The organism is Bradyrhizobium sp. TM102, from assembly GCF_009176685.1.
GTDB lineage: Bacteria > Pseudomonadota > Alphaproteobacteria > Rhizobiales > Xanthobacteraceae > Bradyrhizobium > Bradyrhizobium ottawaense.
In genome coordinates, this window is the sequence record NZ_AP021855.1 from 3,785,267 (window position 1) to 3,798,789 (window position 13,523).

Genomic DNA, 13,523 nt, shown 5'->3' on the forward strand with positions numbered 1-13,523 from the left:
ATTGGAAGGACAATCCATGCTCAAAATGGTCCGGCAGCAGATGATCTGCATCATTGCGCCAGGCTGGCGCGGCGCGGTGGATTTTTCGGACTCCGGAGACATGCAGTCCGCGCTGAATGCACTTCTTCAGGACGTTGCGGTCATTCAGTTCGCGTCCATCGCCCTGTTGCCGGCGCGCACGGACGCACGGGAGCAGGCGCCGTCGCTGATGCTCGAGCTTGCCGTCGAGGAAGGCATCGATCCCAAGGACATGCTGTACAGGCTGGTCCATCATCCCAGCGGCGCGATGTGGTCGCTCTTCAGCTCCTATTGGCCCGGCGGCGGGCCTCCGCTGGTGAGCGCGCGCAACGGGCAATTGTTCGACAAGCTGATCGGGTGGCTCAGTCTCGCCGATGGCGGCTTCGTCGGTCCTCGCGACAGAACGGCCCGGCAGATCAGGAAGGAGCACGATCTCCTGATATGGACCCGGGATGAGGGACGCAAGTTGAGAGCCATGTACGGCGATGATCGTGCATCGTTCGCGCTTGCGCTGGCGCAGCGGGCATTCCAGGACCCGCGCTTCGGCTGGGCGATGCAGCCTGCGCCGCGCTCCTATTGGCGCGGGAAGGGTGCGAGCATCTCCGCAAAGGTCGGCTATGGGCTCGTGGTTTTCGGCTTGTGGCTGGCCCTCGTCTGGCTCCTGGGCGCACTGCCGCGCGGGTTGTTCGGCGCCATCACCTGGTTCGTCGGCGCATCCTATCCCCCGGTGCAGTCCGTGGTGGACGTCATCAGCAGTGTGAGCATGTGGATCGTGTGGGCGAGCGTCAGGGCACTGCTCGCCTTTGTCGGGCTGCTGTTCCTGGGATGGCTGCTCCTGGTCGCGCTGCCGGCCCTGTTCGCGCCGTGGCGGCGCTGGGTGGACAGCGTCCGCCGCGAACTCGAACGACCGACCGAGACGTGGTCGTCATTCTCCACCCGTGTTGTCGGCTGGATCGTGGTCGTCCCGTTGCTCCTCGCCATCCTGGTGTGTGCGGTGGTCTTCGTCTTCTATCCCAAGCCGATCATGGACGGGATCGAGGCTTTGACCGCGCGGGTTCCGGGATGGGAGCTCGCCCTCTTCGGCGTGCTTGCGATCGTCGCGCTGCTCTGCATCGGGTCCTTTTTCTCCTGGATCAATCGCCGGTTTGCGACCTTGAGCAAGTGGTTCTTTCATCCCTACGAAGACGATGTCACCCGGGCCCAGCAGGTTCATCCGTCAATCGACCAGTGCGAAGCGCTGTTGGCCAGTGGGACCGCGCACATGGTCAGCCTGACCGATATCCGCAGCCCGAACGGCTGGAGCGCCTGGTGGATCCGCGTGTCCCTGCGCGTCGTGACGTTCTTTGGGCGGGTGTTCTTCACGGAGGGGCGGCTCGGTGATGCACCGGGTATCCATTTTGGCCATTGGCACATTATCGAGGACGGTCGGCGCTTTCTATTCTGCTCGAACTATGACGGCAATTTCGGCGGTTACCTCGACGATTTCATCAACGGCGCGACGATAGGGACGACGTTGGCCTGGCGATGGACGACGCTGAGGCCGCGGGGATCGGCGGCGGTCGGGCAGCCGGACATCAAGGTGCCGCGCGATTTTCCGCCGACGCGTTTCGTGCTTTTTCGCGGCGTGAAGTGCGAGTTGAAATTCAAGTCCTACGCCCGCGACAGCATGCTTCCGCACATGTATCGCTTCGATGCGTGCAACGCGACGATCGAGGAGATCGACCTCGCGACCGGGCTGCGCGACGCCCTGTTCGGCGAGCGCAACGACAGGAACGACGACTTCATCATGAGGGCGATCGAAACATGAAGGCCTCGCATCTCTCCGAACAGCTCGCGGACATTCAGGGAATGCTCGGAAGCGGCTATGGCTGGTTGAAGACCAGCCGCTTCTGGCTGCTGACGATCAAGGCGGGCCGCGAGGACGATGCCCGGGCGTGGCTCGCAGGGCTCGTCGACAAGAAGCTGGTGGTCAGTGCCGCCGATGTCAGGAAATCGAGGACCCACCCCGTCGACGATGCCGTCGCGATCGCTTTCAGCTATTTGGGGCTGGCAAAGCTCGGATGCGACGAGACTGCTGCGCATCCGTTCCCGTCCCCGTTCAGCAGCGGCATGGGCTGCGACCTGCGCGCGTTGCTGTTGAGGGACAGTCCGCGAGAATGGCGCTGGTCCGATGTTGAAGGCGGTGCCGGCGGCCCCGTGCATGTCCTGGTTGGCGAATGGAGAATGCGACGGAGCGCTGCCGAGATGGCGAGCGCGCCGGAGAAGTCGGCAGAACTGGATCCTGATCCTGATGTGTTCGATGTCATCAAGGTCGACAACGATCCCTGCGCCTTCCAGCAAAAGGCGGGCGACGAGGAAGAAAGATTGTACGAGTCCTTCGGGTTCCGCGATGGCCTCGCGCAGCCCGTGATCAGCGAGCTCAGGGAGGAGCGCGGCGCCGAGCGCAAGAAGATCAGGCGGGATGCCGGCATCCTGTACGAGGACCGCGTCGTCGCCCCGGGGGAATTCATTCTGGGCTATCGCAACGAATACGACGAGCTGACCTATTGCCCCAACGTCAAGCGATGGCCCGGCGACGCCACGTATACGAGCGGCCGCTTCGCGCTGAACGGGACCTATCTCGCGGTTCGCCAGATCGAGCAGGATGTCGATGCGTTCGCGAAATTTGAAGCGGTATACGGCCAGGCTGTCTGCGAGAAGGTGATGGGCCGTCGAAAGAATGGAAAGCCATTGTCGTGGCAGGGCGATCCCGACGTTTCGATTTCGGATTCGGAAGCCGATGCATTTCGCTTTCGTGTCGACGACGCGAACGGCTTTGGCTGTCCGAAGGGAGCCCATATCCGCCGCGTCAATCCGAGGGATACGCTCGGCATCGACCTGCAATCGAGCATCAAGTCGGTCAAGCTGCACCGGCTGCTGCGCCGGGGGCGGCCCTATCGCGAGGAGGTTGCGAACGAAAAGCCGCGCAAGGGCATTTTCTTCATCGCCTGCAACGCCGATCTCGAGCGGCAGTTCGAGTTCATCTACCAGCGCTGGTTGCGAAATCCCCGGTTCGTCTGCCTCAACGACCAGGACGACCCTCTCGTCGGCAAGCCCGCTGCGACCAGGAGCTTCTCCATGCCGGGATTGGCAAGCGGCGAGGAAGTGTCCCTGGCCGCGTTTACGCAGACGCTGGGGGGAGGCTATTTCTTCCTTCCAGGAATCTCTGCGCTCAAATTCATCCTCGGGCGCGAGGGCAGTTCGAAGGCGGTCGGCCCAGAGGCCGTCGTAGCCTTGGCGCGCTGAAAGCCGGCGCGAGGCTGGACGGGGCAATCGTGAGGGTCAATCCTGCGGCTCGGACGCCGCGTCGCCCTGTGCGTCGACGCGCAGCCAGCCCGAGGGCGCGAGGCGCTGCTGCGGCAGGAAGCGGGCCTTGTAGTCCATCTTCTTCGAGCCCTCGATCCAGTAGCCGAGATAGACGTAAGGCAGCCCCTGCCGGCGGGCGCGGGCGATGTGGTCGAGGATCATGAAGGTGCCCATCGAGCGGCTGACCTGGCCCGGCTCGAAGAACGAATAGACCATCGACAGGCCGTCGCTGAGCACGTCGGTCAGCGCGACCGCGATCAGCTCCTCGCCACGGCCGGTGATGCCGCTGTCGGGGCCGCGCTTGCGGTATTCGATGATGCGGGTCTCGACATGGCTGTCCTCGACCATCATGGCGTAGTCGAGCACGGTCATGTCGGCCATGCCGCCATGGCGGTGGCGGGCGTCGAGATAGGCGCGGAACACCGAATATTGCTCGGAGGTCGGCACCGCGCTGCGCTGCTCGCCGATGATGTCGGAGTTGCGCGCCATCACCTTGCGGAAGTTGCGCGAGGGGCGGAACTCGTTGGCGACGACCCGGACCGAGACGCAGGCGCGGCACTGGTCGCAGGCCGGCCGGTAGGCGATCGACTGGCTGCGGCGGAAGCCGCCATGGGTCAGGAGGTCGTTGAGGTCACCGGCGCGCTCTCCCACGAGGTGCGTGAACACCTTGCGCTCATGCCGGCCCGGCAGATACGGGCAGGGGGACGGCGCCGTAAGGTAAAATTGGGGGGTATCGCGCGAGTGCTGGGTCAAGGGACGTCGTGGGCCTCCGAAGTGAGTATCAGCATCGCGCTACGGAAGCTCCCGGTCAATTGGTCAGCTTGGCAAGTCAGGTCAGCAGTCAGCTTAGAGGATCCCGGTTAGTAGGCCGTTGATCACCAGGTCCTCGCGGCCTGCGGCACCGGCGCGCGGACGGAATTGTTGATCACGACCGTTCCCAGCACGAAATCCTGCAGCAGGCGCCGGCGGCCGTTGAACAGGCCGAGCAGCACCACGAAGGGCGTCAGGAACGAGACCGACACCCAGAACAGCACGGCATGGGTGGCGCCCAGCACGAAATAGCCGGGTGCGCCGTACCAGGTGCGCAGCTCCAGATCCATCACCCGCATCCCGATCGTCGCGGAGGAGGGGCCACCGATACAGGCGCCGTAATAGACGATCGCCCAGATCACGGAGGCCGGCCAGGCCAGCCAGAACAGCGCCCAGCCGATGCCGAGCGTGACCACGCCAAACAATGCGATGAAGATGTAGCCGAGGATCACCGGCACCGAGATCACGACCATGTCGATCAGGAAGGCAAACACGCGCCGCGTCGCAACGCCACGGAACAGCTCCGGGTGCAGATAGGGGTCGTAGGCGTGCGGCTGCGCCCCGCCGTCATTGCGCCAGGCTCCTGAATTGCCCGAGTCGTACGACATGATCCGTCCTCCCAAGGGGGAAACAGAGGGGAAAACCCTCGAGGCAGGACATGGGAACAGGCTTTCCCCCTGCCAAGGGCGCAGGCGCATTAACAAGCCGAAATATTCCGGCGATTCGGGGGCGGGGGAGGGCACGATATTGGCGCCGCAAACACCGGTGTCGTCCCGGACAAGCGAAGCGCAGATCCGGGATCCATAACCACAGGGAGGAGTTTGGCGAAGACCGTTAGTTGATTTCGCCGGTACGAATACGGCGGATCACAGTTAGATCACGCGGTATGGGTCCCTGCGTACGCAGGGACGACAGTGAAGGTGCCCCGCCAGCTTACCCCTGCGCGCGCAGCTTCTCCGCCGCCTTCGGCGCAAAATAGCTCAGCACGCCGTCGGCGCCGGCGCGCTTGAAGGCGAGCAGGCTCTCCATCATGGCGCGCTCGCCGTCGAGCCAGCCGTTGTTGGCGGCGGCCGCGATCATCGCGTATTCGCCCGAGACTTGGTAGGCGAAGGTCGGCATCGCAAAGGTGTCCTTCACGCGGCGGACGACGTCGAGATAGGGCATGCCGGGCTTCACCATCACCATGTCGGCGCCTTCGGTGATGTCGAGCTCGACCTCGCGCAGCGCCTCGTCGGTGTTGGCGCTGTCCATCTGATAGGTGCGCTTGTCGCCGGTCAGCGTCTTGGCCGAACCGATGGCGTCGCGGAACGGGCCGTAGAAGGCGGAAGCGTATTTGGCGGCGTAGGCCATGATCTGCACGTCGAGCAGGCCGGTGCGGTCCAGGCCCTCGCGGATCGCGGCGACGCGGCCGTCCATCATGTCGGAGGGCGCGATGATGTCGCAGCCGGCTTCGGCCTGCACCAGCGCCTGACGCACCAGCACGGCGACCGTCTCGTCGTTCAAGATCCTGCCGTCCGAGATCAGGCCGTCATGACCGTGGCTGGTGAAGGGGTCGAGCGCGACGTCGCAGAGGATGCCGATCTCAGGAAACTCCTTCTTGATCGCGCGCACCGCCTGGCAGACCAGATTGTTCGGATTGGTGGCCTCCGAGCCTTCCTCGTCGCGCAAGGACGGCTCGGTGTAGGGAAACAGCGCGAGGCAGGGGATGGTGAGCTTCATGGCGCGCTCGGCCTCCCGCACCGCCTGGTCGACGCTGAGGCGCTCGACGCCGGGCATCGAGGCGACCTGCTCGCGCTTGTTGTCGCCGTCGATCAGGAACAGCGGCCAGATCAGATCGTCGGTGGTGAGGACGTTCTCGCGCACCATCCGCCGGGCCCATTCGGCCTTGCGGTTGCGGCGCGGGCGGACGGTCAGATCGAGGGCATGGGGCACCGCCGCTCCCTCGCGGCGCGAAACCTCGCGCAGTTCGATCGGACGTCCGTATTTGATCGCCATCACTCTTCCTCCGGCTGGAATTATTCTTATACCAGCTCGCATGGTTCCCGTCACCGCGGCTTGACCTGCCGCAACGTGATGGCAGCCGATTGATTTTGCGGGCCGAAGCAGCCAGAAGGGGGCCATGTCCGAGATTTCCACCCGCGATGCGGCCCGTGACGGCAGCCCCAGGGACGCCGTCAGAGACAGCGCCAGAGACAGCGCGATGTCGGTGGCTGCGATCTCGTCGGAGCGCTCGGAGTCCGACGACAATGTCTGGACTCGCCGCCTCGTGCTGTTCCTGCGGGTGATGGCGCTGCTCTCGATCCTGAAAGGTCTCTATCACTGGGCGCAGGTGACGGGCTTCGTCGGCGGCGAGGACGAGGCGTTCGAGAACCAGTCGATGGCCTGGCAGGCCGCGACCGTCTACTTCGCGGTGATCGAGCTCGTCGCCGCGGTCGGCCTGTGGCTGGCGACGCCGTGGGGCGCGGTGGTGTGGCTGACCACCGTAGTGTCGATGGCGGTGATCGAGCTGATGTTCCCGGGAATCTACGGCGGCAGCCTGATCGTCGTCGGCGTCGAAGCCTTCATGCTCGCCGCCTATCTCGCGCTCGCCTGGATGGCCGCGCGCGAGCGACCGCCGTAGGCGACACCTTCGATACATAGATACTCTCGTGCCCCGGACGCGACGCAGCGCGCCGCACTTGCGGCGTGCTGCGTTGCAGAGCCGGGGCCCATCTCTCCGCGATCCCGCTTTTGGCTTTCGGGGTCCCGGCTCTGCGCTCCGCTTGTCCGGGACACGCGAGTGGAGCTTGCGGAGTTGTGCCGGTTTGGTTGACCGTTGGTTGCCTAAAATTTGCGGTAAGTTCTCGTTGACCAGCCGGTTCCGCCACAGCCGTTACGCGCCCGTTTCGAAACGAAGCGGGGCTGTTCTGGAATGCGACAGTTGCGGCGGACGGAGGGTGAACAGGACCTTGCGAAGGTCAACAGAGCGTTGCGAAAAGTGCTTGTGGCACAGGCTTAATCCGCAATTCACTGTCTTAAATTCATGATCTCTTTATTCTCTTATTTAAGCCGATCTTCAAACGAGCCCCTTAAGTTGCACCTATCAGACGGGACACAAGTTTCGTCGAATAAGTGTCGATAAAAACGACAACAGGGGAAGTGTCATGATGAAAGCCGTCGCAACTGCGGCAGATACCGCAGAGCGCGTCTCCGGCCAGCAGGGTTCGGTGCAGTCGCTCTATCTGGAAGCTTTGACTCTGGTGGAGCGGCTGCATCGCCGGCTCCTCGACGTGATCAAGGACGAATTCGATCGCCGCGGCCGCGCGGACATCAACTCGGTGCAGGCTCTCCTGCTCTACAACATCGGCGACAAGGAGCTGACCGCGGGCGAGCTGCGCACGCGTGGCTACTATCTCGGCTCCAACGTCTCCTACAATTTGAAGAAGCTCGTCGAGCTCGGCTTCCTCGATCATCAGCGCTCGCGCGTCGATCGCCGCTCGGTGCGCATTCGCCTGACCCCGCAGGGCCAGGAAGTCCGCCGCATCGTCGATGCGCTCTACCAGAAGCACGTCAAGACGGTGGAGCAGGTCGGCGGCATCTCCGGCGAGGAATTCTCGACCCTCAACAAGTCGCTGCACCGCCTCGAGCGGTTCTGGACCGACCAGATCCTGTATCGGCTCTGAGTTTCCAAGGGATAAGGCCAAGCCGGCCCGCAACAAGACCGGCAAGCCGCCCGAACGTGCCTCAACTTCCCCAGCGCGCCGGCCCGGAGTTGCCCCCGGACCGGTGCGTTTTGCATTTTGCACCTGCGAAGAAAATTTTGCGACCCCGAGGAACCAGTTCCGGGCTTGGCGCTTATCTCCTTCGGATCGGAGACAGGGCGATGCTGGTCGAGCGCGGGTTGCAGGCGATGAACGTGGAACTCGTGAGCGAGGCCTACGCCATTGCCGCGAACTACCTTCGCCGGTCCGGCGCGATTGCCGATACGCTCGTGACCGACGAACATCTGCTCGGGATCATCATCAAGCTGCTCCAGAACGGGGAGTTCAACAAGATCCGGCTCGCCAACACGGCGATCGCCCGGTTCCAGGCGCAGGCCGAGGCCCGCGCGGTTGCCTGATCAACAGTCGCAAAATACCGACGAACCAAGAATATCGCACGAACCAGAGGGTGCCATGGAAGCCGCCATCGACCGCATCATGCAGACCTATGACCTGCTCGCCAACCGCACCGCCGCGGCCAGCGAGGAGGCACGGGCCAAGGTCACGAACTACCTCACCACCCTGATGGAAGCGGGCGAGAAGGACCCGCACAGGTTGACGGTCTGCGGCCTGACTTATCTGCGCCAGCTCGACGGCAGCGTGGACCCTGTGAAGGCGGGGTATACCGGGCTGTGATAGACAGCCGGCGGCTCCACGGATGAGGAGTTAGGGCCCAAAGCGGCCCCATTCGGGAGGGGTGGACGGGCGGCTCCCCAGAGCCGGCCCAAGTGCCGAAAACCGCCACCCTCCACCATATCTTGCATAAATATCAGGCCCGACCCGCAAATGCTTGGCCTGTTGCGGGCGATGTGGTAGATCGCGCTCGCCGCTTCCGATCGCCACACCAGACCCGCCCGTAGCCCGCCAAAAGGCTGCGGCGGTGGAGATATTCGCAAGATGACCGCACCCAAAACCGCCTCCGCGCCCGATTCGTTTTTCACCGCTCCGCTCGAGCAGGCCGACCCGGAAATCGCCGCCGCCATCAAGGGCGAGCTCGGCCGGCAGCGCCATGAGGTCGAGCTGATCGCCTCCGAGAACATCGTCAGCCGGGCCGTGCTGGAAGCGCAGGGTTCGGTGATGACCAACAAATACGCGGAAGGCTATCCGGGCGCGCGCTACTATGGCGGTTGTGAGTGGGTCGACGTCGCCGAGAACCTCGCGATCGATCGCGCCAAGAAGCTGTTCGGTGCCAAATTCGCCAACGTGCAGCCGAACTCCGGCAGCCAGATGAACCAGGCGGTGTTCCTGGCGCTGCTGCAGCCCGGCGACACCTTCATGGGCCTCGACCTTGCGGCCGGCGGCCATCTCACCCACGGCTCGCCCGTCAACATGAGCGGCAAATGGTTCAAGGCCGCGCACTACACCGTGCGCCGCGAGGACCAGATCATCGACATGGACGCGGTCCAGAAGCAGGCCGAAGAGGTCAAGCCGAAGCTGATCGTCGCGGGCGGCTCGGCCTATTCGCGTGCCTGGGACTTCAAGCGCTTCCGCGAGATCGCGGACAGCGTCGGCGCGTATCTGCTGGTCGACATGGCGCACTTCGCGGGCCTCGTCGCCGGCGGCGTGCATGCCTCGCCCGTGCCGCATGCCCACATCACCACGACGACGACGCACAAATCGCTGCGCGGTCCGCGCGGCGGCCTGATGCTGTGGAATGACGAGGCGCTGACCAAGAAGTTCAACTCGGCGATCTTCCCGGGGCTGCAGGGCGGCCCCCTGATGCACGTGATCGCGGCCAAGGCGGTCGCCTTCGGCGAGGCGCTGCGTCCGGACTTCAAGATCTACGCCAAGAACGTCGTCGAGAACGCCAAGGCGCTGGCCGAGGCGATGAAGAGCCACGGCTTCGACATCGTCTCCGGCGGCACCGACAACCATCTGATGCTGGTCGATCTCAGGCCGAAGGGCCTGAAGGGCAACGCCTCGGAGAAGGCGCTGGTTCGCGCTGCCATCACCTGCAACAAGAACGGCATTCCGTTCGACCCCGAGTCGCCGTTCGTGACCTCCGGTATTCGTCTGGGCACGCCGGCGGCGACCACCCGCGGCTTCGGCGTCGCAGAATTCCAGCAGGTCGGCGGCATGATCGCCGAGGTCCTCAATGCGATCGCGCAGTCGGACGACGGCAAGGCGCCGCTGGTGGAAGCCGCGATCAAGGAACGCGTCAAGGCGCTCACCGATCGGTTCCCGATCTATCAGTAAGGCTGGGCCACGAGGATGCGCTGTCCGAACTGCAATAGTCTCGATACGCAGGTAAAGGACTCGCGTCCGACCGAGGACTCTTCCGTGATCCGCAGGCGGCGCGTGTGCGTCGCCTGCAATTTCCGCTTCACCACCTTCGAGCGCGTGCAATTGCGCGAGCTCACGGTGATCAAGCGCAACGGCCGCCGCGTGCCGTTCGACCGCGACAAGCTGATGCGCTCGGTGCAGATTTCTTTGCGCAAGCGGCAGGTCGAGCCGGAGCGGGTGGAGAAGATGGTCTCCACCATCGTGCGCGAGCTCGAGACCGGGGGCGAGGCCGAGATCTCCTCCGAGGTGATCGGCGAGACCGTGATGGAGCATCTGCGCACGCTCGACGACGTCGCCTATGTGCGCTTCGCCTCGGTCTATCGCAATTTCCGCGAGGCCAAGGATTTCGCCGACGTGCTCGGCGAGCTCTCCGGTGAGGAGGAAGCGCGGCTCGCCGCGATCCGCAAATGATCTTCCGTATCCTGGAGGATCAGTTCGCGCAGAAGGCCCGCGAGGCCAGGGACGCCGATCGCCGCTTCATGGAGCTGGCGCTGGCGCTCGGACGCCGCGGGCAGGGACGCACCTGGCCCAACCCGGCGGTCGGTGCCGTCGTCGTCAAGGACGGTGTCATCGTCGGCCGCGGCTGGACCCAGGCGGGCGGGCGTCCGCACGCCGAGCCCGAAGCCCTGCGGCGGGCCGGTGAGACCGCACGCGGCGCCACGCTCTACGTCACGCTCGAACCTTGCTCGCATTTCGGCAAGTCGCCGCCTTGCGCCGATGCGGTGATCGCGGCCGGCATCAAGCGGGTGGTGGCGGCGATCGAGGATCCCAATCCTGAGGTCGCGGGGCAGGGCCATGCGCGCCTGCGCGCCGCCGGCATCACAGTAGATGTAGGCCTGTGCGCGGCGGAAGCCGCCTTCGACCATGCCGGGCATTTCCGTCGCATCCGGGACAAGCGCCCGCATGTGATCCTGAAGCTGGCGGTCTCGCCCGACGGCAAGATCGGCGCCGCCGGCGGCAAGCCGGTCGCGATCACGGGGGAGGCGGCGCGCAATCGCGTGCATCTCCTGCGGGCGCAGAGCGATGCGATCCTGGTCGGCATCGGCACGGTGCTGGCGGACGACCCGCTTCTCACCTGCCGCCTGCCGGGCATGGCGGCGCGCTCGCCGGTGCGCGTAGTGCTCGATCAGAGCCTGCGCATTCCCGGGGGAAGCAAGCTCATAGGCTCCGCGCGCGAGACGCCGCTCTGGGTGATGGGCTCCGACCTTGCGGAAGCCGCGGCAGCAACACGTCTCGGCGCGACCGGCGCGCAAGTGATCCGCATCCCGCCGGCAAGTGCCTCCGGGCTCGATTTGCCGGCCGCGCTGCATGCGCTGGCCGGGAAGGGCATCACCCGCCTGATGGTCGAGGGCGGCAGCCGCGTTGCGGCTTCGTTCGTCGCGGCCGACCTCGTCGACGAGATCTGGCTGTTCCGCGGCACGGAAGCGGTGGGCAGCGGCGGCGTCGATGCGCTCGATGCATTGCCCCTGTCGAAAATCACGCAGTCGCAGGCCTACAAGGTTCATGCTAGCGAAACATTCGACAAGGATACTCTCACCATCTACGAGCGCGCGTAATGTTCACCGGCATTGTCACCGATATCGGCGAGATCGTCAGCTTCACGCCTGTGGCGCAAGGGCAATTGCACCGGCTGCGCATCGCCTGCCGCTACGATCAGACCACCATCGCCGACGGTGCCTCGATTGCCAGCAACGGCGTCTGCCTGACCGTGGTTGCCTCCGGCGTCGCAGGCGGCAAAACCTGGTATGACGTCGATGCGGCGGCCGAGACGCTGGCGCTGACCACGGCAAAGCACTGGAAGCTCGGAACGAAGCTCAACCTCGAGCGCGCGCTCAAGATCGGCGACGAGCTCGGCGGGCACATCGTCGCCGGCCATGTCGACGGTATCGCGACCCTCGTCAGCCGCGAGGATCTGCCCGACATGGCGCGGTTCGAGCTCTCGACCACGCGGGAGCTGGCGCGGTTCATCGCCACCAAGGGCTCGATCACGCTCGACGGCGTTTCGCTCACGGTCAATACGGTCAGGGACGTGACTTTTTCGGTGCTGATCATCCCGCACACGCTCTCGGTCACGACGATCGGTGGCTGGAAGGCGGGGGACGAGGTCAATATCGAGGTCGACCTGATGGCCCGCTACGCGGCGCGGCTGACGGAAATGACGGCGTAGTCGTCATTCCGGGTTCGCTTCGCGCCCCGGAATGACAGTCTTTGAACTTGGCTTACGTGCCCGCGGCGACTACATAACGCGCCGACCCCAGTAAACGGATTGAGACGATGGCAGACGCGCGGCGCGCACCCCTGAAGGACCAGACCGACATTTCCGGCGCGCGCGCGCTGATTGTCGAGGCGCGGTTCTATGACGATCTCCAGGACGCGCTTCTGGACGGCGCGGTGACCGAATTGAAGGCGGCGGGCCTGACGCATGACGTGATCACGGTTCCCGGCGCGCTGGAGATCCCTGCGGCAGTCGCCATCGCGATCGACGCGGCGGCGGCGAACGGAAAGCCCTATGACGCGGTGATCGCGCTCGGCTGCGTGATCCGTGGCGACACCATCCATTTCGAGATCGTGTCGCAGGAATCCTCGCGCGCGCTGATGGATCTTGCCGTGGCGCGAAAGCTGCCGCTCGGCAACGGCATCCTCACCGTCAACAATGAGGCGCAGGCCTGGGCGCGGGCGCGCGCCAGCGAGCTCAACAAGGGCGGCGATGCCGCACGTGCGGCGCTTGCGATGCTGCGCATCAAACGCCGCATGGCGCGGGCCTGAAGCCATGGCTGATCCCACCAAGAAGCCGGCAGGGCCAAACGAGAAGAAGGCGAACCGGCGCGGCGCGGCGCGGCTCGCGGCGGTGCAGGCGCTGTACCAGATGGATATCGCCGGCGCCGGCATCAACGACATCTTCGCCGAGTTCGAGAGCCATTGGCTCGGCAACGAGGTCGAGGGCGACACGTACCTGCCGGCCGAGGCGGCCTTCTTCCGCGACGTCGTCTCGGGCGTCGTGCGCGACCAGAAGAAGCTCGATCCCCTGATCGACGAGGCGCTGTCGAAGGGCTGGCCCTTGAAGCGGATCGAAGCGATCCTGCGCGCGGTGCTGCGGGCAGGGGCCTATGAGCTGGAGCACCGCAAGGACGTGCCGGGCCGCGTCGTCATCTCCGAATATGTCGACGTCGCCAACGCCTTCGTCGACCGCGAGGAGACCGGCATGGTCAACGCCGTGCTCGACCAGATCGGCCGCCAGTTTCGCGGCGACGAGTTCGGACGGGGGTAGACATTCACTCCGCTGTCATCACCCGCGAAAGAGGGTGATCCAGTACGCCGCGGTAGCGG

15 protein-coding genes are annotated in these 13,523 nt (G+C 64.9%); 12 read left to right on the forward strand and 3 right to left on the reverse strand.

Annotated elements, in window-relative coordinates:
• The first annotated feature begins 16 nt into the window (after nt 1-16).
• Nucleotides 17-1,825, forward strand: coding sequence for a hypothetical protein (locus GDN70_RS18120; protein WP_028144272.1), 1,809 nt, complete (start codon nt 17-19; stop codon nt 1,823-1,825).
• Entirely contained in the window at nt 1,822-3,303 is a 1,482-nt protein-coding gene (locus tag GDN70_RS18125) for a Dyp-type peroxidase domain-containing protein (protein ID WP_152102857.1), read from the forward strand. Before GDN70_RS18120 ends, GDN70_RS18125 begins: the two co-directional genes overlap by 4 nt.
• Nucleotides 3,304-3,339: 36 nt before the next feature.
• Here the strand turns inward: GDN70_RS18125 and GDN70_RS18130 are convergent, their stop codons facing one another.
• From GDN70_RS18130 to hemB, 3 genes are all read right to left on the reverse strand, one after another.
• Nucleotides 3,340-4,116 (reverse strand): arginyltransferase, encoded by a 777-nt coding sequence (locus GDN70_RS18130; protein ID WP_028144274.1) that lies wholly within the window; start codon nt 4,114-4,116, stop codon nt 3,340-3,342.
• Between the two features lie 122 nt (nt 4,117-4,238).
• Nucleotides 4,239-4,781 carry an RDD family protein gene (locus GDN70_RS18135; protein ID WP_038950910.1) on the reverse strand — a complete coding sequence of 181 codons (543 nt, stop codon included), beginning with the start codon at nt 4,779-4,781 and terminating at the stop codon, nt 4,239-4,241.
• Nucleotides 4,782-5,106: 325 nt separating this feature from the next.
• Complete coding sequence (hemB, locus tag GDN70_RS18140; protein ID WP_152102858.1) at nt 5,107-6,168, reverse strand: porphobilinogen synthase; 1,062 nt, start codon at nt 6,166-6,168, stop codon at nt 5,107-5,109.
• A 124-nt stretch (nt 6,169-6,292) separates the two neighbouring features.
• On the opposite strand from hemB, the gene GDN70_RS18145 reads away from it, so the two are divergent.
• The 10 genes from GDN70_RS18145 (at nt 6,293) to nusB (ending at nt 13,464) form a co-directional block, all read left to right on the forward strand.
• Complete coding sequence (locus GDN70_RS18145; RefSeq protein ID WP_018320039.1) at nt 6,293-6,793, forward strand: DUF6163 family protein; 501 nt, start codon at nt 6,293-6,295, stop codon at nt 6,791-6,793.
• 523 nt (nt 6,794-7,316) lie between these two features.
• A complete protein-coding gene (gene ldtR, locus GDN70_RS18150) occupies nt 7,317-7,835 on the forward strand; it encodes a transcriptional regulator LdtR (protein ID WP_018320040.1) in 519 nt (172 codons plus the stop codon).
• Between the two features lie 200 nt (nt 7,836-8,035).
• Nucleotides 8,036-8,272 (forward strand): hypothetical protein, encoded by a 237-nt coding sequence (locus tag GDN70_RS18155; RefSeq protein WP_028144415.1) that lies wholly within the window; start codon nt 8,036-8,038, stop codon nt 8,270-8,272.
• Between the two features lie 55 nt (nt 8,273-8,327).
• The gene (locus GDN70_RS18160) at nt 8,328-8,549 is read left to right on the forward strand and encodes a hypothetical protein (RefSeq protein WP_028144414.1); all 222 of its coding nucleotides are present in this window, start codon (nt 8,328-8,330) and stop codon (nt 8,547-8,549) included.
• A 261-nt stretch (nt 8,550-8,810) separates the two neighbouring features.
• On the forward strand, nt 8,811-10,109 hold the full coding sequence (glyA, locus tag GDN70_RS18165) for a serine hydroxymethyltransferase (protein ID WP_152102859.1): 1,299 nt from the start codon (nt 8,811-8,813) through the stop codon (nt 10,107-10,109).
• Between the two features lie 15 nt (nt 10,110-10,124).
• Nucleotides 10,125-10,607 carry a transcriptional regulator NrdR gene (nrdR, locus tag GDN70_RS18170; protein WP_011087793.1) on the forward strand — a complete coding sequence of 161 codons (483 nt, stop codon included), beginning with the start codon at nt 10,125-10,127 and terminating at the stop codon, nt 10,605-10,607.
• Nucleotides 10,604-11,752 (forward strand): bifunctional diaminohydroxyphosphoribosylaminopyrimidine deaminase/5-amino-6-(5-phosphoribosylamino)uracil reductase RibD, encoded by a 1,149-nt coding sequence (gene ribD / locus GDN70_RS18175; protein WP_038950914.1) that lies wholly within the window; start codon nt 10,604-10,606, stop codon nt 11,750-11,752. Before nrdR ends, ribD begins: the two co-directional genes overlap by 4 nt.
• Nucleotides 11,752-12,363 (forward strand): riboflavin synthase, encoded by a 612-nt coding sequence (locus GDN70_RS18180; RefSeq protein WP_028144411.1) that lies wholly within the window; start codon nt 11,752-11,754, stop codon nt 12,361-12,363. Before ribD ends, GDN70_RS18180 begins: the two co-directional genes overlap by 1 nt.
• Nucleotides 12,364-12,470: 107 nt before the next feature.
• Entirely contained in the window at nt 12,471-12,962 is a 492-nt protein-coding gene (gene ribH / locus GDN70_RS18185; protein ID WP_028144410.1) for a 6,7-dimethyl-8-ribityllumazine synthase, read from the forward strand.
• Between the two features lie 4 nt (nt 12,963-12,966).
• Nucleotides 12,967-13,464: a transcription antitermination factor NusB gene (gene nusB, locus GDN70_RS18190; protein WP_028144409.1), complete on the forward strand. Its 498-nt coding sequence runs from the start codon at nt 12,967-12,969 to the stop codon at nt 13,462-13,464.
• Nucleotides 13,465-13,523 lie beyond the last annotated feature (59 nt).